Below are 17,870 nucleotides of genomic sequence, written 5' to 3'. Positions count from 1 at the left end.
GAGGGCCAGGCCTCAGCCCCTGTCGCCGCCGGGGCGGCGGTAGATCGCCTGATCCAGCCGGGCCTGACGCACCTGGCTCAGCCCCATAGCCGCCAGGAGCCGCCGCTCGGCCAGAAGATCACCGCCGCGCCGCGCCCGCCAGAGTTCGCGGCGCAAAGCCGGGTTCCAGCGCGCCCGGAGCCGCGCCCAGGCCGCCCGGCCCGAAGGCGGCAAGAGCCAGACAGCGGCAAAACCGAGCCCGGCGCTCAGCGCCAGAAGCGCTGCCAGGGCCAGCAGCAATTTCTGGCTGGTCAGGATCTGGCCAATCGGCACCTGACCTGTGAAGAAACTCGCATAAGCCAATGGTAAGGCTGGTATTTCCACCGTATCCAGCTTGCGGGTGGAACTGTTGTAGAACCGGATCTCCTCGGGTTCCAGCACCCCCGGCTCGCCGGTATGGGGGCGGAACTGCCAGGTCCAGAGCACCTCGGCCACCGGCCCGGCTTCGGTCAGGATCAGCTGTTTCTCGGGCGGCGGCGCGAAGGTGATCAGCCAGTTTTCCGACACCACAGGCCGGGGCGGCAGATGTTCGGGCAAGGCGCCAAGCGCGCGCAGCCGGATCTTGCGGGTCAGCACCTGGCCATCGGCCAGATGGCCGGGATCGCCGTCCAGCTCTTCGCTCAGCTCCAGCGCGCCGGCAGTGAAATGCCAGCCCCGTTGCGGCGGATAGTCCCCCACCGACAGACTGAGCGGTTTCGCCGTCACCACAATATCCTGGCGCTGGCTCTGGCGGTCGATCACGGTCAGGCGGTGGCTGACCGGGCCAAACTGCAACAGCCCGGCGGTTTTCGGCCAGAGCGCCAGCTCGCGCTCCATCACGATGCGCGGCAGGCCATCGATCTGTTCCTCGCGCCAGTGATCGGGTTTGATCTGGATCCAGTCGAATCCGGATCCGGCTGTGATTTCAAGCTTTTCATTGGCGATCTTAAGGTCATAGACCGCGCGGATCGTCACCACGACCATCTCGCCCACCACCGGCTGGGGCCGGTCCGGCGCCAGCACCAGCTCAAGCCGCATCAGCCCGCCACCCGGCACCTCGACCACGCCCGCCCGGGCCAGGGTCGCGCCGAGGGTAAGGGTCAGAATAATCAGTGTCATCAGGGGGATGCAGAGCTTTCTCACCACGGATCCCCTTTCTCCGGCGCGGTCAGCCCCAGCGAGAGCCGTCGCTGATGCTCGGCCTCGAGCCGCAGCCGCAGGAAATCGCCCGCATCATCGGGCAGGCCTGCCAGCCAGGCCGCATCCGCGCTGCGCCCGCCCATCACCAGCTGCCGCCCGAGCCGCATCGTCGCCTCGACCGGCGAGCCGCCGGCCTCTGCAATAGCTTTGGCCGCTATCCGCCCGGCTTCATTGCCAATTCCGATCACCGGCGGGATCAGCGCATTCACCGTATTGCGATTGTCGCGGGCCTGGCTGTCGGCCGGATTGGCGAAAAGCACGGCATCGAAATAGGCCCGCGACAGCGCCAGATCGCCGGTCATCGCCAGTGACAAGCCGCGGTTATAGGTCGAGCCGCGCCCGGCGGTGCGGAAGGCGTCATCGGCGGCGGGAAAATCCCCGGCCTGATAGGCCGCCACGCCCCGGATCGCCGGATCGCTCAGCAGCGTGGCGGCAAGGCCAGGCAGGCCCAGAACCAGCGCCAGTTTCGCCAGCGAGGCGAGACCACCGATTGCGATCAGCACAAGGCCGCTCGCGGCAAGCACCAGCCGGATCATGCCCGCCTCCTGAACAAAGGCAGCAGCAGCAACAGCGCGGGCAGAAGCAGCCATGGGCCGAAATCCTGCCAGATCAGCCCGCCCGCATCGCGCGCCGCCAGTCTGAGCCGCCTCGCGCTGCCAATCTCGGCAAACAGCGCCTCTTCGCCCTGCAGCGCCGGCGCGACACTGCCGCCACCGGCACTGGCAATTTTTGCAAAAGCCCCGGGCGGAGGGGCCGGCGCGCCATCGGCCTGGCGGCTCAGCTCCAGCCCCCAGATCCGGTAGCCCTCGTTTTTCAGCCGCGAGGCTTCCTCAGCGGCGCGCTCCGAGGCACCGCCGCCATCGCTGATCAGGATCAGATCAGCCCCGCCGCTGCCATCGGCACCGCGCGCCGAGGCGTCAAAGAAATCGCGCGCCATGGCAAGGGCAATATCGGGGCGGCTGCCGGTCAGCGGCATGGTCCGGGCATCAAGCGCCGATAACAGCTCGATCGGCCCCTGGGGATCGCTGGTCGGGGCCAGCGCCAGATAGGCATCGGCGGCGTAAAGCATCACCCCGACCGGACGCCCCGCCGCCAGCCCGGCAAGGCGGGCAGCCGAGGCGCGCGCCTCATTCAGCACCGCCGTATCCGCCACCACCGAGGGCGAAAGATCCATGGCCAGGATCAGCGGATCCAGCGCCGCATATTCCGCACTGCCCGGGGCTTCGCGCGCCGGTCCGGCAAGGCCAAGCACCAGCAGAGCGGCGGCAAGGAAGGGCAAAAGCCGGGCCGGATCCTGGCGCGCCCCCTCAACCAGACCAAGCCGGGTCAGCACCGGCCAGAGCACCGGCTCGACCACCGCCGCCCAGCCCCGGCTCCCGCCTGCGCGCAGCCGCCAGAGCAGCGCCGCGATCAGCGGCAGCAAGGCCAGCAGCCAGAGCGGGCGCAGCAAGGCCAGCTCGCCATAGAGCAGCGGGCCGCTCATCTGCCGCCCTCGGCCCGCGCCGCCAGCGGTGCCAGCCCGCCCGCGATCAGGCATAACAGCGCCAGCGCCGCCGGCCAGGGCCAGAGTGTCTGCGCTTCGGCCACCGGCGGGCGGGAGGAGGGATTTGGCTCAAGCCGGTCCATCTCAGCCGCCATGGCCTGCAGATCCTCGAGGCTGCGCACCCGGAACACCTCGCCGCCCGAGCCTTCGGCAATAGAGCGCAAAGCCGCCAGATCCACGGCATCGCGCGCCGCGGGGCGGCTTTCGAGATCCTCGGGGCCGAGCGCAACAGTGTAGATTTTCAGCCCCAGCCCGGCGCCAAGCCGCGCCACCTCGCCCAGATCGACCCGGCCTGCGGTATCGCGCCCGTCGGAAAGCAGGATGATGGCTTTTGAGGTGGCGGTGCTGGCCTGCATGCGTTTGATCGCGAGGCCCAGCCCGCCCGAGAGATTGGTCGAGCGCCCGGCAATGCCGATCTGCGCCTCGCCAAGGCCACGCGCCACCGCCTCGAGATCATGGGTCAGCGGCGCTGCGACATAGGCGTGATCGGCAAACAGGATCAGCCCCATCCGGTCACCGCGACGGGCGCGGATAAAGCTTTCGGCCACCCGTTTCACCGCCGCCAGCCGGGTGACGGTCTGGCCATCCAGGGCAAAATCCTCGGTTTCCATACTGCCCGACATATCCAGCGCGATCAGAATATCGCGGCCCGAGGCCGAGCGGTCGGGGTAAAGCGCGATGCTTTGCGGGCCAGCGAGGGCGAGGCAGAGCAAGGCCCAGCCCAGCCAGAAAGCGATCAGGCCCAGTGATTGCCCCGGCGCGGCCGCCGGCCGGGCGCTGAGCGCAATGGCTTCGGGCAGGCGCATCGCTCCCTCGGCGGCTGCGCGGGGCGGCAGCAAAAGCATCACCAGCGGCAGCGGCAGCAGCAAAAGCGCGGGCAGAAAGGCAAAGCTGATCATCCCCGCCCCCTTCTGCCGCGCATCAGCCGGGCCTCGAGCTGTGCCGCCGCGAGGCTGCCGTCATAAAGACCGCGCTGCTCTTCGGGCGAGAGTGCAATACCGCGCTGTTTTGCCAGCCGCGCCAGTTCAAGCAGCTGTTCAGCCTCGGGCAGCGCCCGGGCAGTACGGATCATCTGGCGCCAGCTGGCCCGGGCCGGGCGGCGGCGCAGCACCGGCGCGAGCAGGGTCAGGATCAGCGCGGCGAGGCACAGACCAATCCCGGCCATGCTGGCCAGATCCGCAGCGCTGAGCGCGGCGAAAGCCTCGGGCAGGCGCGGCGGATGCAGTGCGGCCAGCAGGCCCGGATCGACAGGCTCGCTCATAAACCGGCCCCGCTGGCGCCAAGCCCGGTGGCCCCGGCGGTCATCGGTATGATACTGGCGCCATGGCCCGCCAGCAGCTGCTGCAGCTGTGCCGCCCGCGCCGCACGCAGGCTGCTCAGCCCCTGAAATCCGGCATAGAAGCGCCGATCCCCCTCGCGCAGCGGCAGGGCTGTGGCGGGCGGGGCGCGCTCAAAGGCATCCTCGACCAAAGCCAGGCGCAGCAATCCGCGCTGCGCCAGCCCGACCAGCGCCGCATCACAGCCCTCGCCCGGCAGATCGAGCCCGGTGGCAAGCAGGATGGCCGCGCCGCGCGGCACCCGGGCGGTGATCTGCATCAGCTCTGCCCCGAGGCAGCGCGGCGGCACTGCCTCACCCTGGCTGGCCGCGAGGGCAAGGGCGCGCTCATGCGCCCGCGCAAGACAGGCCGAGACCAGCGCCATGCCGCGCTCACGCGGCCGCGGCGGCTGGTGATCGGGCCCCTCCTCGGTCAGCACGATCACCCCGACCGAGCCATTTTCGCGCAAAGCCGCCCAGCCCGCCAGCGCCAGCCCCCGCGCCGCCACCACCGAGCGTAAAGCCCCCCTGGTACCCCAGAGCATCGGGCGGCGGAAATCGGCGATCAGCATCAGGCTGCGCTCGCGGTCCTCATGAAATGAGCGCAGCTGCGGGCTGCCGGTGCGGGCCGAGGCGGCGGCATCGAGATGGCGGGCATCATCGCCCTCGACATAGGGGCGGATCTCGCGGATCTCATGGCCCTGGCCGCGCCGCCGCGTCGCCACCGAGCCGGGCCGTTCGGCCAGAGCCGGGGCCTCACGCGCCGGGCCGGGCGGCTGAGCCGCAAGCGCCATCAGCCCGGCCGCGCTGACCCGGCCGGGATCGGCGTCACTGCGGGCGCTGCCTTCCCGCGCTGCGGGCCTACCAGGGCGAAACATGATCCAGCAGCCGCCCGATCAGCGCGCGCGCGCTCAGCCCTTCGGAAGTGGCGCGCCAGCCCGGGATCAGCCGGTGCGACAAACTGTCGACGGCCAGCGCCGTCACATCCTCGGGCAGGCCGTGATCGCGCCCGGCCAGAGCCGCCCGCGCCCGTACCGCTGCCGCCAGCGCCAGGCTGCCGCGCGGCGAGACCGCATGATCGACCAGCCCCTCCAGCGGCCCGCCCGCCGTGTCGCGCGTCGCCATCACCAGGCGGACGATGTAATCTTTCAGCGCCGGGGCCAGCCAGACCTTTGCCACCGCCGCCCGCGCCGCGCGGATCGCTTCGGGCGGCAGCTGCAGCTCGGGCGCGGCCGGCGGGGCCTGGCCCTCGGCCTCGACCAGATCGAGAATGGCGCGCTCCTCTGCCGCCCCGGGCAGCTGCAAAGCCACATGCAGCAAAAAGCGGTCGAGCTGCGCCTCGGGCAAGGGGAAAGTGCCCTCATGCTCGATCGAATTCTGGGTCGCCACCACCATGAAAGGATCGGGCAGGATCCGCGTCGCCCCGCCTGCGGTCACCTGGCCCTCGGCCATGGCCTCGAGCAAAGCCGACTGCACTTTGGGCGGGGCGCGGTTGATCTCATCGACCAGCACCAGCTGATGGAACAAAGGCCCCTCAAGAAAGTCGAAACTGCCGCTCGCCGGGCGGAAGACCTGGGTGCCGGTGATATCGGCGGGCATCAGATCAGGGGTGCACTGGATCCGGGCAAAGCCGCCCGAAAGCGAGGCGGCAAGGCGCTTGACCGCCCGGGTCTTGGCAAGACCAGGCGGTCCCTCGATCAGCACATGCCCGCCTGCGAGCAGCGCGATCATCAGCCGGCTGACCAGAATCTCATGGCCGATCAGCCCGCGCGCCACCGCCCCGGACAGAGCGATCACCGGCGCCATAACATCGGCAAATCCCGGATCCGGGGCGGGATGTCCCGCCCGAGGCCAGGCCGCAGCCGGGGCTCCGGCGCCGCTGCCGGCCTCTGCGCGCTTGAGAATTCCACTCACCTCTCACCTCCCCGATCAGGGTGCTGAGGCCTGAGCCTACAGGGAAATTATTCCCTTGCCAGTGCCGCATTCTCCCGTTCCGGTCAGACTTTCGGATGACAAAAACGCGCTTTCAGCCGGCTCCGGGCGGCGATTATGCAGCAGGCCGGGCACGGTTTGGCGCCAGACTCCGGCCGTTAACCGCCCGTAAAGGCAAAGAGTTCGCCTTATGTTTCACTTATTTTCAGCGCCCGTTTGCATGCACAGCCCGGCAAAGGGTTGAATCCAGGACACTCTCACCCGCCTGGCGCGAATCCTCTCCGGCGCGGGCGGCATCTAGCACCAAAGTTGTATTGACGCCCGGGGCGGTTGGGACCAGTCTTTTCCCACTACTGCACTGTGCAAAGGAGGAATGCATATGTCCTGGTCTAAGCCGAAAGCCCGTGAAGTGAAGTGCGGCATGGAAATCAATATGTATGGTCCCGCTGAAGATGACAGCGATACCCGCCGCGTGATCTGAGCCTGACAGACAGCCTATGCATGTCAGGATTCTTGGGGCAGCCGCCGGCGGCGGTTTGCCCCAATGGAATTGCGGCTGCCCCAATTGCCAGGCCGCGCGCCAGGGCGTGATTGCCCCGATGAGCCAGTCTTCGGTGGCGGTCTCGGCCAATGGCAGTGACTGGGTGGTGCTCAATGCCTCGCCCGATATCCGCGATCAGCTGATGCGCTCGGGCCTGCATCCGGCCAGTCTGCGCGAAAGCCCGCTGCGCTCGGTGGTCATCACCAATGGCGATGTCGACCATATCGCCGGGCTGCTGGTGCTGCGCGAAAAATCGCCCTTCACGCTCTTTGCCACTCCGGCGATCTTTGAGGTGCTGGATCAGCCGGTATTCCGGGTGCTCGATCCCGATTGCGTGCGCCGCGAAACCATCGCGCTTGAGGCCGCTTTCAGCGCCGCTCCAGGGCTGGAGATCACCGCTTTCGCAGTGCCGGGCAAGGTGGCTTTGTTTCTGGAGGAAGGCGAGCCTGACACGCAGCTGATCGGCGAGCAGACCGTCGGGCTGGAGATCCGGGCCAATGGCCGGCGCTGCCTTTATATCCCGGGCTGCGCCGCGCTGACGCCTGAGATCATCGCCCGCATCGAAGGGGCCGATCTCTTGCTGTTTGACGGCACGGTCTGGGCCAATGATGACATGGCACGCAGCGGCACCGGCCAGAAAACCGGCGCCCGGATGGGCCATATGGCAATGAGCGGCGAAAACGGCACGATCACCGCCCTCGCCCGCAGCAAGATCGCGAAGCGTCTGTTTATTCATATCAATAACACCAACCCGGTGCTGAATCCCGAAAGCCCCGAAGCCCAGGCACTTGCCGCCGCGGGCTGGGGCCTTGCCGCCGACGGAATGGAGATCCGGCTGTGAACGATCTGACCCCCTCGCAGAGCAGTGCCAATCCCGGGCTCGAGGCGCGGCTGCGTCAGATCGGGGCCGAGCGTTATCACGACAAACACCCGTTCCATCATCTGCTGCATTCGGGCGGCTGCTCGATTGATCAGGTGCGGGCCTGGGTGGTGAACCGCTGGTATTACCAGTCGCGCATTCCGATGAAGGATGCCGCCTTCATGTCACGGGTCGAGGACAGCGCTTTGCGCCGGGCCTGGCGCTCGCGCATTGAGGATCATGATGGCACCGCAGATCGCGCGGGCGGCATTATGCGCTGGCTGAAACTGGCCGAGGGCGTGGGGCTCGACCCCGATTATGTCGCCTCGGGGCGCGGCGTGCTGCCCGCCACCCGTTTCGCCGTCGATGCCTATGTGCGCTATGTGCGGGAAGAGCCGCTGCTCGCTGCCGTCGCCTCATCGCTGACCGAGCTTTTCGCGCCGGCGATACATGAGCAACGCATTGCAGGTCTTTTGAAACATTACGATTTCGCCCGGCCCGAGACCATTGCCTATTTCCAGCATCGCCTGAGCGAGGCCCCTAAAGACGTGGCTTTCGGTCTTGCCTGGGTGCTGGAAAATGCCCGGCTGCCGCATGAGGAAGAGATGGCGCTGCGGGCGCTGACCTTTAAGACCGAGGTGCTCTGGGCCCAGCTTGATGCGCTCTGGGGCGCCTATGTCGAACCGGGCCGCATCCCGCCGGGGGGCTGGCAGCCGGGTGAGGGATTGCTGTGATGGAAGCCTCTGCCCGCCCGGCCCTGCCGCGCGGCGTGCGGCTGCATCAGGATAGAGTGCGCAACTGCCCGGTGCTGCTCGGGCCGGAAGTGGCGCTGATCCTCGATCCGATCGGCGAGATTGTGCTGGGCGAGATCGACGGCAAACGGTCCATCGCCGAAATCGCCGCCGAACTGGGCCAGCGGTTTGATGCCAGTCCGGATGAGATTGCCGCCGATATGCGCGAATTTCTGGAGGGGCTGGCGGCACGCCGGCTGGTGGATCTGATATGAATGCGCCCTCGCGCCCTGCCCGCCCGCCTCAGGCCCCGCCGATTGCCATGCTGGCCGAGCTGACGCATCGCTGCCCGCTGGCCTGCCCCTATTGCTCGAACCCCTTACAGCTGACCCGGCGCGAGGCCGAGCTTTCCACCGAGACCTGGGCGAGAGTGTTCCGCGAGGCCGCCGGTCTGGGTGTATTGCAGCTGCATCTTTCGGGGGGCGAGCCTGCCTCCCGCCCCGATCTGGTGGCGCTGGTGCGTGCCGCGCGTGAGGCCGGGCTTTACACCAATCTGATCACCTCGGGGATTGGCCTGACGCCCGCGCGGCTGGCCGAGCTGGATGCGGCCGGGCTCGACCATATCCAGCTGTCTTTGCAGGGCGTGCGCGCCGATGTGGCCGATCATATCGGCGGCTATCAGGGCGGTTTCGCACGCAAGATGCTGCTGGCCGATGCGATCCGCGAACTGGGCTTGCCGCTGACCATCAATGCGGTGATGCATCGCCATAATCTCGACGATCTGCCCGAAAGCTTTGCTTTGGCGGCAAAGCTCGGGGCCAGGCGGATCGAGGTGGCCTGCGTGCAGTTTCAGGGCTGGGCGCTGAAGAACCGCGCCGCGCTGCAGCCCACGCGCGAGCAGGTTGAAATGGCCAAGGCCGAGGTGTCAAAAGCGCGGGCGGAATATGCCGGGACGCTGGCGATTGATTTCGTGCCACCCGATTATTTCGCTGATTTCCCAAAGGCCTGCATGAATGGCTGGGGTTCAACCGGCCTTAATATCAACCCCGAGGGCAAGGTTCTGCCCTGCCATGCCGCCGAGATCATCCCCGGGCTGGACTTCTGGAATGTCGCCGGGCACAGCCTCGCGGAAATCTGGCAGGGCCCGGCCTTTAATGCCTATCGCGGCACCGACTGGCTGCCCGATCTGTGCCGCTCCTGCGAGCGGGTCGGGATTGATTATGGCGGCTGCCGCTGCCAGGCCATGGCGATTGCCGGCGATCCCGGCGCCACCGATCCGGTCTGCCGCAAGTCGCCGCACCGCGCGAAACTCGATGCGCTGATCCTTGCCGAAACCGCTGCCGAAGCCCCCGATTTTGACTATCGCCGGATGCCAAAGCCAGAGCGCGACACGGCCGGGTAAGCGGCCGCGCTGAGCGGGCGGGACGCCTCAGCCCCGCCCGAGCCAGGGCATATCGCGCGCCATAATCGAGACGAAGGGCATATTCACATCGCCCGGCATCGCGGCCATATGCGCCACCGTGCGCGCCACATGCCCCACATCCATCATCGGCTCGGGCCGGAAGCTGCCATCGGCCTGTTCCATCCCATCGGCAAAGCCCGCCGCCATATCGGTGACGGCATTGCCAATATCGATCTGGCCGCAGGAAATGCCAAAGCGCCGCCCGTCGAGGGCCAGGCTTTTCGTCAGCCCGGTCACCGCATGTTTGGAAATGGTATAGGGGGCCGAGCCGGGGCGCGGCGCATGGGCCGAGACCGAGCCATTATTGATGATCCGCCCGCCCTGGGGCTGCTGACGCCGCATCAGGCCAAAGGCGGCGCGGGCGCAGAGCACCATGCCGGTGATATTGGTGCGCGACAGATCCAGCCAGGCCTCGACATCGATCTCATCAATCGGCGCGGCGGGCAGAAAGATCCCGGCATTATTGAACAACAGATCGAGCCGGCCCCATTCAGCCGCCAGCCGGGCAAAGACCCGCTCGACATCCTCGGCAATGCCGACATCGCCGGGCAGCACCAGCGCCCCGCCACAGGCGCTGGCGGTCTCTTCCAGCTTTGCCGCCTTGCGGCCCATCAGCGCCAGGCGCCAGCCATCGGCGGCGAGCGCAATCGCCGTGGCGCGGCCAATGCCCGCCCCCGCCCCGGTGATCAATGCCGTTCTCATTGTCGCTCTCGCTCCTGTCTCATCTTCTGCCCGGCCCCGCTCAGCGGGGCAGCTTGCCCGGTTTTGCCAGCCGCCTGGCATTGGCTCTGGTGCGCCGCCCGACCGGCTTTAACGCCGCCTCGGCCACGCCCAGCGGCGAGGCGCCGCGCATGACCGCCTTCAGCGCCGCCGCCTGGGATTCCTGCAGCGCGCGCAGCTTTTCACTGACCATCCGCGCCTCTTCCCCCGGGCCAAGCGGCCAGAGGCCGATCATGCCAAACAGCCGCATCGCCATCACCGCCTGGGCCTCGGCCAGCAGGACCGTGCTCTGCAGGCCAAGCCGCAGCATTTCATCGGGTTTCAGCGCTGTTGCAAAGGGAAACATCGGTCCTGCCTCTTACCCCCGACCCCGCGCGCCCCTGGCACCGGATCATCAAAGCTGCAGCTTAGGCGCAGGATTTCCAGCCGCAAGCCAGGCTTTGCGCAAATCACCAGGGAAATGCCGTCACCCGGAGCAGAACTGCCTCAGGCGGCGGTCCTGGCCAGATCCTGGCCAGATTCAGCCCTGGATCAGTCCGGGCTCAGATCGCCTCGCCCGGGGCGGCATAAGTCACCCGGCCACCGCAGATGGTCAGCGCCACATCGACCGAGCCGATCTGATCGGCTTCGACGGCCTCGAGATCAGCATTCAGCAGCACCAGATCAGCGGCAAGGCCCGGCATCAGCCGGCCGCAGATATGATCGGCATGCGCCGCCCAGGCCCCGCCCGCCGTATAAGCAAAGAGGCTTTGCTCAAGGCTCAGCCGCTCATCAGCGCAATCCGCACTATAGGCTTTGCGGGTCAGCACTGCCTGGAGCGAGCGCATCACCGAGACATCGGTCACCGGCCAGTCCGAAGCATAGGCGATATGCACGCCCAGATCGGCAAGGCTCCTGTGGCGATAGGCATCCTTCCAGCGCGCCGCTCCGATATTGGTCAGGGTCGGCTCAAGGCCGAAATCCATCGCGCCCGGCGGATGCGAGGGCTGCAGGCTGGCGGTGATGCCCAGCGCCGCCAGACGCGGCGCATCCTCGGGATCGATCAGCTCGATATGCTCAATACGGTGACGTGCGTCGCGTTTGCCATTCTGCACCCGGGCGGTCTCATAGCCGTCGATCACCGTGCGTACCGCGCCGTCACCGATGGCATGAACCGCGATCTGCAGCCCGCGCCGGTCAATCTCGCTGGCGAGCGGGTTGAACACTGCAGGCGGGAACAAAGGCACCGATGTATGGCCGAAGGTCGGATAGGGCTGCAGCATATAGGCGGTGCCGCTGTCCATCACCCCGTCCATGAACATTTTCACAAAGCCCGAGGACAGCCATTCATCATTGAAACTGCGGCTCATCTCCTCGGCGCGGTCGAGATCGGCATGACCCATATGCGGCTTGAAATGGAACGGCACTTTCACCCGCGCCAGCAGCCGGCCCTCATCGCGCAGTTCGGCCAGACATTCCAGCGTGTAGCGATTGCCATCCATCGTCACCATCGAGGTGATGCCATGGCGGGCGCAATGCTGCAATCCGCGCTCAAAACAGGCTTTATCGGCATCGCGCTCAGCCTGGCTGACCTCGCCCTCCGGCTCGCCGCCGGTGGCAATACCAAGGTTCATCCGCTGCAAACCACCCAGAGCCACCACCGGGCCAAAGGCCTCAAATTCCAGCAGCTCGCCCGTGGCCAGCCCGTCCTCGCCCATCACCACCTCATGGCCGGGCGGGGTTTCGAGGCCATTCAGGATCCCCGCCAGCTCGAGCGCTCTGGTATTGGCCCAGACCGTATGGTGATCATGCGAGGTCATGGCGATCGGGCGGTCGGCAATGATCTGATCAAGCTGCAGCCGCGCCGGCTCACCCTCGCGCAGGAAGCCATAATGCGCGCCCTGCGCCATCAGCAAAGCCCGGTCGGGACTGGCGGCGGCAAAGCCGAGGAAAGCCTCGCGCAGCCCCTCCATCCCCTCGACATGGGTCAGCTGCAGATCATCGAGTTCGGCCCCGCCGAGGCCGATATGCAGATGGCTCTCAAAAAAGCCCGGCAGCAGCATCCGCCCCTTCGCATCCACCACTTTGGTCGCCGCGCCCCGGCGTGCCAGCACATCCCCCGCCGTGCCAACCGCAATGATGCGCCCTGCCCCGAGTGCCAGCGCCTCGGCCCTGGGATTGGCCGGATCCATGGTCAGGATTTTGGCATTGGTGATGATCAGATCTGCAGTCACGGCGAATATCCCCTGTCGCGCAAAGGGCGGCCCGTTGCAGGCCGCCCGGCTCTTAGTCCAAAGCCCGGGGATCGGTCCCCGGCTCCGGGTTTATTTCATCAGCTCGGTCCAGATCGCGGTGATATATTCCTGGGCCTTGGGCGAGCAGAGTTCGAGGAAGTGACCGGCGGCTTTATGCTCTTCCGGGATCACCACTTCGGGCGCGTCTTTCATGTCATCGGGCATGAATTCTGCCGAACCCGAGATCCCGTTGCCGTAGCGGGCAAAGGCCGAGATCATCGCCGCATTCTCGGGCTGCATGATGAAGTCGAGGAATTTATAGGCCTCTTCGACATTCTTGGCATCTTTCAGGATCGTCACCGAATCCATGAACAGGGGATAGCCCTCTTTCGGATAGCCGTAAGCGATCGAGGGTACGTTGATGCGCGAGCGCAGCGCCGCGCCGTTCCAGTAGACCGAAGCGCCCCATTCGCGGTTCGACATGCGCTCGGTCATGCCATAATCCATCGCCACCCAGTCAGGCTTGGCCGCGATCAGCGCATCGCGCGCCTGTTTCAGCACCGCCGGATCTTCCGAGCAGGTCTCGCCGCCGAAATACCAGACCGCCATATTGACGATATCATTCATCTCGGGCGTGACGTTGATCTTGCCCTTCAGCTCTTCCGGCACATCAAGGAAGATCGCCGAAGTGTTGATATCGCCTTTATAGATATCGGTATCGACCACCATGCCGGTCGAGCCCCATTGCCAGGGGATCGAGAATTTGCGGCCCGGATCCCAGGAGACATCGCGCCATTCCGGGGCGATATTGCCGAAATTCGACAGTTTCGACTGGTCAAGCTCAACCACCAGCCCCTCATCGATGAAGATCGGCATATAGTTGGCCGAAGGCACCACCATGTCAAAGCCATGGCCACCGGCGCGGATCTTGGCCAGCGCGGTGTCATTGCTGTCGTAATCGGTGACGGTCACCTTGATGCCGGTCTCGGCCTCGAACTTTTTCAGCAGTTCGGGGTTGGTGTAATCGCCCCAGTTATAGAATTGCAGCACCCCTTCGGCCGCTGCCAGCGAGGGGGCAGCGCAGAGCAGCGCCACCGTGGTCAGTAGTTTCTTCATCTTCATCTCCCTGTGAGAAGTTCTGCGGGCCTGTGAGGCCCGTCTGTTCGCTTAGCTTTTCTTACGATTGACCAGAGTAAAGCCGATCAGCAAGAGAATGGTCAGAGCCAGCAGCCCGGTCGAGATCGCATTGACCTCGGGTGTCATCTCGCGGCGCAGCTGGCCCAGCATATAGGTGGGCAGGGTTTCCTGGCCGGCCGATTTGACGAATTCGGTGATCACCACATCATCGAGCGAGATCACAAAGGCCAGCATGGCGCCCGCCGCGATCCCCGGGCCGAGCAGCGGCAAAGTGACATAGCGGAAAGTCTGCCAGGGCGTGGCGTAAAGATCGGCCGCGGCGGTCTCGAGCGAGAGATCCATCCCCTCCAGCCGGGCGCGGATCGGCAGATAGGCAAAGGGAATGCAGAAGGCCGAATGGGCAAGGATCAGATACCAGAGCCCCTGATAGCCGGTCCAGGCCTTGATCACGCCAAAGAAGATCAACAAAGCCACCGCCGTCACGATCTCGGGCACCATCAGCGGCTGGTTGATGGCGACAAAGATCACATTCTGGCCGCGGAACTTTTTACGCCGGGTGGTGGCGATTGCCGCCATGGTGGCGAGGCAGGTCGAAATCAGCGCCGCCGAGGCCGCCAGCAGCAGCGAGCGCATCGCCGCCTCCTGTACAGCGCGGTTTTCCAGCGCATCGGCATACCAGCGCAGCGAAAAGCCCTGCCAGCTGGTCAGCGTATTGCCGGCGTTGAAGGAATAAAACACCAGGGTGATGATCGGCACATAAAGCACCACAAACACCCCGATAGCGATGGTGGCAAAGCCTGGCAGGCGGGCCACGGCAAAGCTTTTCTCAGCCATGTGGATTGCTCCCCTTCCCGGCGGCGCGGACATAGAACAGCAAAGCCACCATCACCACCACCAGCAGCGCCACCGAAAGCGAGGCGCCAAGCGGCCAGTTGCGGCCCTGGCCGAACTGCAGTTCGATGAAATTGCCGATCATCATATTCTTGCCGCCCCCCAGGATGCGCGGCGTGACATAGGCGCCGAGCGAGGGCACGAAGACGAGGATCGAGCCTGCGACAATGCCCGGCCTGACGATGGGCAGGATCACATGGCGCAGAACCTGCAGCCGCGAGGCATAGAGATCATAGCCCGCCTCGAGCAGCCGCATGTCAAAGCGGTCAATCGCGGCGAAAAGCGGCAGCACCATCAGCGGCAGATAGACATAGGCCATGCCAATCAGCACCGCGGTATCGGTGTTCATCAGCCGGATCGGCGCCGAGATCAGCCCGAGGCCGATCAGCGCGGTATTCATCAGCCCCTCGGCCCGGATCACCTCGGTGATGGCGAAAGTGCGGATCAGCAGATTGGTCCAGAACGGAATGGTGATCAGAAACAGCCAGAAGGCGCGCGCGGCCGGCGGGCGGGTGGCGATAAACCAGGCGGTCGGGAAACCGACGGCAAAGGTGATCAGCGTGGTCAGAACCGAGATTTTCAGCGAGCGCCAGAAGATCGTCAGATGGGCATCGGCGAGCTTCAGCGTGTCATCAAAAATATCGCGGCTATAGAGGATCGAGGTCCAGGCATCCCAGGAAAACTCCCACTTCACCCCGCCGGTCGGCCCGGCGGTGAGGAAGGAATAGACCACCACGATCAAAAGCGGACCGCAGGCGGCGACGAAGAGCAGCAGCAAAGCCGGGGCCGAGAGCAGCCAGGCATTGCGGGCAGAGGCGCGGCTCTGCGCCAGCTCTGCCGCGGAAAGAGAGGAACGCGTCATCGCTTTACTCCCGGATCAGCCGCGCCGCACCCTCGGCAAAGCCGAGGCCAAGGCGCTGGCCGGTCTGATGCATCGGCGCGCCATCCGCCGGGCTGGGCACCCGGGCGGTCAGGCCGGTGCCATCTTCCAGCTCCAGATAGACATGGGTATCGGTGCCGAAATAGACCACATTGGTCACCCTGGCTTTCAGGCTGCCGGGGCTGTCGGCGGGCACAAGGCGCAGCTGCTCGGGGCGGATGGTCAGCAGCGTACCGCTGCCCTGGGCCGCGATCACCGAGCCATTGGGCAGACGCGCGCCGCCTTCCACCGGCCGCACCGGGATGAAATTGGTCTCGCCGATGAAATCGGCAACGAAGCGGTTGACAGGGGCGGTATAGATCTCACGCGGGCCACCGACCTGCTGGATCTTTCCTGCCGACATCACCGCGATGCGGTCCGACATGGTCAGGGCTTCTTCCTGATCATGGGTAACGAAGACGAAGGTGATGCCGGTCTCGGTCTGCAGTCGTTTCAGCTCGACCTGCATTTCCTTGCGCAGCTTCAGATCCAGCGCCGAGAGCGGCTCATCGAGCAACAGCACCTTGGGGCGCGGTGCCAGCGCCCGGGCAAGCGCCACCCTTTGCTGCTGCCCGCCCGAAAGCTGGCTGGTGCGCCGCCCGGCCATAGCTTCCAGCTTGACCAGAGCCAGCATCTCACTGACCCGCGCCCCGGTCTCGGCTTTGGATTTTCCCTGCATTTTCAGCGCGAAACCGACATTCTCGGCCACGGTCAGATGCGGGAACAAAGCATAGGACTGAAAGACAGTATTCACCTCGCGCCGGTTCGGCGGCCGGCCGGTCACATCGGTGCCATCGATCAGGATCTGCCCCGATGAGGGCATTTCGAACCCGGCGATCAGCCGCAGCAAAGTGGTCTTGCCACAGCCCGACGGACCGAGGAGCGTGAAGAACTCGCCCTGCCGGATCTCGCAGGACACATTATCCAGTGCCCTGACACTATGTTCGCCCTGACCAAAGGCCTTGATCACATCCCGGGCGATGATCGCCGGCTTTGCGGCAGAATTCTCGTGCAACGGTCTTCCCCTGCTGTCTTATCTTTTTGATCATATTGTGGGGGCAACTGTGCTTTGAGCAAGGAGAATTACAGCGGCCCCGCTGTTTTCATCGGGGCCGGAGTGAATTATCCTGAAATTGCCTGAAAAACGGCTGTCCGGCCCTGATCCGGACAGGCTCAGCCCGGGCCTGAGCCTGGGTCTGAGCCGGGGTGGCTCTTGCCGAGCCTGCGATCAAAGAGGGTAAAGACCAGCGGCGCTGCCACCAGGACAATCAGAATCCGCACCACATGATGCAAAGCGACAAAGGCCACATCCGCCTCGATCGCCAGTGCAATCAGCCCCATTTCGGTCAGCCCGCCCGGGGCCAGCGCCAGCAGAGCCTGCATCATATCAATGCCGAGCAAGGCCTGCATCGCCCAGGAAAAGCCAAGCGCCAGGCCCAGAATCAGCGCCGTCGAGCCAAGGCTGAGCAGCGCTGCATGGCGCAGAGCCGCCAGCGGCACGCCGCGAAAGCGGCAGCCCAGCACCGTGCCCAGCACGATCTGCGCCGCGTTGACCAGAATGCCGGGCGGCGCGCTTTCGGAAATCCCGCTCAGATGCAGCACCGCCGAAAGCGCCATCGGTCCGAGAAATGTCGGCGCGGGCCAGCGCAAAGCCCTGCCGATCAGGCTGCCAAATACCGCCGCCGCCAGCAAAAGGCCCGCCTCGCTCCAGGAAAGCGCGACAGAGAAGCCCGCGCCACTGCCGACCGAATGGCCAAGGATCAGGCGAAACCAGACCGCGATCAGCGCAATGGTGACCACGATCCGCAGGCTGTGCGACAGGATCACCGGCTGCACTTTGCCGCCCTTCGCCTCGGCCAGTTCGATCATCTCGGCAAGGCCGCCGGGCATGCCGGCGAAATAAGAGGTGCGCCAGTCATAGCCGCCGATAAAGCGGTAGAACGGCACATTCACCAGCCCCATGGCGATCAGACACAGCGTCAGCAGACCGAGCGAGCCGAGCCAGGACAGGGCCTGGGCCATCACTTCGGGCGAGAATCGCGCCCCGAGCATCACCCCGATCACCGCCACCACCCAGGGGCGGAAACGATCAGGTCCGGCAAGCGGCAGGCCGCAGACCGAGGCGATCATCGTGGCGCTCAACGCGCCGAGCATCCAGGGCAGCGGCAGGCCAAGCTGCCAGAACAACAGGCCCCCGGCCGTGCCAAGACTGAGACCAAGGATATAGCGCCGAAAAAGGGTCAAAACTCAGATCCGCAAGCGGCTGGTTCCGCCCTTCGGGCCAGCCCTGTCCGCAAGGGTTTAAGCCCGATCGGCGCCGGATCCCAGCCCGGCTGGCCCCTCTCTCCGCAGTTCGGGCACAGGGGGGATCTGAAGGGGCCGCTTATGC

General features: G+C 65.8%; 20 protein-coding genes. 5 read left to right on the top strand and 15 right to left on the bottom strand.

The features are described 5' to 3' along the window. Positions 1-12 precede the first annotated feature (12 nt). The 7 genes from H0485_RS04180 to H0485_RS04150 are packed head-to-tail and all read right to left on the bottom strand — an operon-like array spanning position 13 to position 5,882. Entirely contained in the window at positions 13-1,137 is a 1,125-nt protein-coding gene (locus tag H0485_RS04180; protein WP_226934108.1) for a hypothetical protein, read from the bottom strand. A gap of 20 nt (positions 1,138-1,157) precedes the next feature. Continuing rightward, positions 1,158-1,808, bottom strand: a complete 651-nt coding sequence (locus H0485_RS04175; protein ID WP_226934107.1) for a hypothetical protein — start codon at positions 1,806-1,808, stop codon at positions 1,158-1,160. Then, on the bottom strand, positions 1,751-2,701 hold the full coding sequence (locus H0485_RS04170; RefSeq protein ID WP_226934106.1) for a VWA domain-containing protein: 951 nt from the start codon (positions 2,699-2,701) through the stop codon (positions 1,751-1,753). The genes H0485_RS04175 and H0485_RS04170 overlap by 58 nt, the downstream gene beginning before the upstream one ends. After that, entirely contained in the window at positions 2,698-3,660 is a 963-nt protein-coding gene (locus H0485_RS04165; protein ID WP_226934105.1) for a VWA domain-containing protein, read from the bottom strand. The genes H0485_RS04170 and H0485_RS04165 overlap by 4 nt, the downstream gene beginning before the upstream one ends. Continuing rightward, a complete protein-coding gene (locus H0485_RS04160; protein ID WP_226934104.1) occupies positions 3,657-4,022 on the bottom strand; it encodes a hypothetical protein in 366 nt (121 codons plus the stop codon). Before H0485_RS04160 ends, H0485_RS04165 begins: the two co-directional genes overlap by 4 nt. Next, the gene (locus H0485_RS04155; RefSeq protein ID WP_226934103.1) at positions 4,019-4,954 is read right to left on the bottom strand and encodes a DUF58 domain-containing protein; all 936 of its coding nucleotides are present in this window, start codon (positions 4,952-4,954) and stop codon (positions 4,019-4,021) included. The genes H0485_RS04160 and H0485_RS04155 overlap by 4 nt, the downstream gene beginning before the upstream one ends. After that, the gene (locus tag H0485_RS04150; protein WP_226934295.1) at positions 4,938-5,882 is read right to left on the bottom strand and encodes an AAA family ATPase; all 945 of its coding nucleotides are present in this window, start codon (positions 5,880-5,882) and stop codon (positions 4,938-4,940) included. Before H0485_RS04150 ends, H0485_RS04155 begins: the two co-directional genes overlap by 17 nt. 505 nt (positions 5,883-6,387) lie before the next feature. Here H0485_RS04150 and pqqA point away from each other — a divergent pair. From pqqA to pqqE, 5 genes are read left to right on the top strand one after another with little or no spacing between them, the layout of a single operon-like run. Beyond that, positions 6,388-6,489, top strand: coding sequence for a pyrroloquinoline quinone precursor peptide PqqA (pqqA, locus tag H0485_RS04145; RefSeq protein ID WP_226934102.1), 102 nt, complete (start codon positions 6,388-6,390; stop codon positions 6,487-6,489). A 16-nt stretch (positions 6,490-6,505) separates the two neighbouring features. After that, positions 6,506-7,390: a pyrroloquinoline quinone biosynthesis protein PqqB gene (gene pqqB / locus H0485_RS04140; RefSeq protein ID WP_226934101.1), complete on the top strand. Its 885-nt coding sequence runs from the start codon at positions 6,506-6,508 to the stop codon at positions 7,388-7,390. After that, the gene (gene pqqC, locus H0485_RS04135; RefSeq protein WP_435531473.1) at positions 7,387-8,142 is read left to right on the top strand and encodes a pyrroloquinoline-quinone synthase PqqC; all 756 of its coding nucleotides are present in this window, start codon (positions 7,387-7,389) and stop codon (positions 8,140-8,142) included. The genes pqqB and pqqC overlap by 4 nt, the downstream gene beginning before the upstream one ends. Next, on the top strand, positions 8,142-8,414 hold the full coding sequence (gene pqqD, locus H0485_RS04130; protein ID WP_226934100.1) for a pyrroloquinoline quinone biosynthesis peptide chaperone PqqD: 273 nt from the start codon (positions 8,142-8,144) through the stop codon (positions 8,412-8,414). Before pqqC ends, pqqD begins: the two co-directional genes overlap by 1 nt. After that, positions 8,411-9,541, top strand: a complete 1,131-nt coding sequence (gene pqqE / locus H0485_RS04125; protein WP_226934099.1) for a pyrroloquinoline quinone biosynthesis protein PqqE — start codon at positions 8,411-8,413, stop codon at positions 9,539-9,541. Before pqqD ends, pqqE begins: the two co-directional genes overlap by 4 nt. A 27-nt stretch (positions 9,542-9,568) precedes the next feature. Here pqqE and H0485_RS04120 read toward each other — a convergent pair whose 3' ends face one another. From H0485_RS04120 to H0485_RS04085, 8 genes are all read right to left on the bottom strand, one after another. Next, positions 9,569-10,303 (bottom strand): SDR family oxidoreductase, encoded by a 735-nt coding sequence (locus H0485_RS04120; protein ID WP_226934098.1) that lies wholly within the window; start codon positions 10,301-10,303, stop codon positions 9,569-9,571. 40 nt (positions 10,304-10,343) lie between these two features. Next, positions 10,344-10,667 carry an antifreeze protein gene (locus H0485_RS04115; RefSeq protein WP_226934097.1) on the bottom strand — a complete coding sequence of 108 codons (324 nt, stop codon included), beginning with the start codon at positions 10,665-10,667 and terminating at the stop codon, positions 10,344-10,346. A 196-nt stretch (positions 10,668-10,863) separates the two neighbouring features. Beyond that, the gene (locus H0485_RS04110) at positions 10,864-12,534 is read right to left on the bottom strand and encodes an amidohydrolase (protein ID WP_226934096.1); all 1,671 of its coding nucleotides are present in this window, start codon (positions 12,532-12,534) and stop codon (positions 10,864-10,866) included. A gap of 90 nt (positions 12,535-12,624) precedes the next feature. Continuing rightward, the gene (locus H0485_RS04105; RefSeq protein WP_226934095.1) at positions 12,625-13,650 is read right to left on the bottom strand and encodes an ABC transporter substrate-binding protein; all 1,026 of its coding nucleotides are present in this window, start codon (positions 13,648-13,650) and stop codon (positions 12,625-12,627) included. Between the two features lie 51 nt (positions 13,651-13,701). Then, positions 13,702-14,505: an ABC transporter permease gene (locus H0485_RS04100; RefSeq protein WP_226934094.1), complete on the bottom strand. Its 804-nt coding sequence runs from the start codon at positions 14,503-14,505 to the stop codon at positions 13,702-13,704. Continuing rightward, positions 14,498-15,424: an ABC transporter permease gene (locus H0485_RS04095; RefSeq protein WP_226934093.1), complete on the bottom strand. Its 927-nt coding sequence runs from the start codon at positions 15,422-15,424 to the stop codon at positions 14,498-14,500. Before H0485_RS04095 ends, H0485_RS04100 begins: the two co-directional genes overlap by 8 nt. 4 nt (positions 15,425-15,428) lie before the next feature. Further along, complete coding sequence (locus H0485_RS04090) at positions 15,429-16,496, bottom strand: ABC transporter ATP-binding protein (protein WP_226934092.1); 1,068 nt, start codon at positions 16,494-16,496, stop codon at positions 15,429-15,431. Positions 16,497-16,654: 158 nt separating this feature from the next. Next, positions 16,655-17,725: an AbrB family transcriptional regulator gene (locus tag H0485_RS04085; RefSeq protein WP_226934091.1), complete on the bottom strand. Its 1,071-nt coding sequence runs from the start codon at positions 17,723-17,725 to the stop codon at positions 16,655-16,657. Between the last annotated feature and the right edge of the window lie 145 nt (positions 17,726-17,870).

It is taken from the genome of Pseudogemmobacter faecipullorum, assembly GCF_020539525.1.
Taxonomy (GTDB): domain Bacteria; phylum Pseudomonadota; class Alphaproteobacteria; order Rhodobacterales; family Rhodobacteraceae; genus Pseudogemmobacter; species Pseudogemmobacter faecipullorum.
The sequence above is the reverse complement of the archived record's forward strand: the minus strand, read 5'-3'. Positions and strand labels throughout refer to the sequence as shown.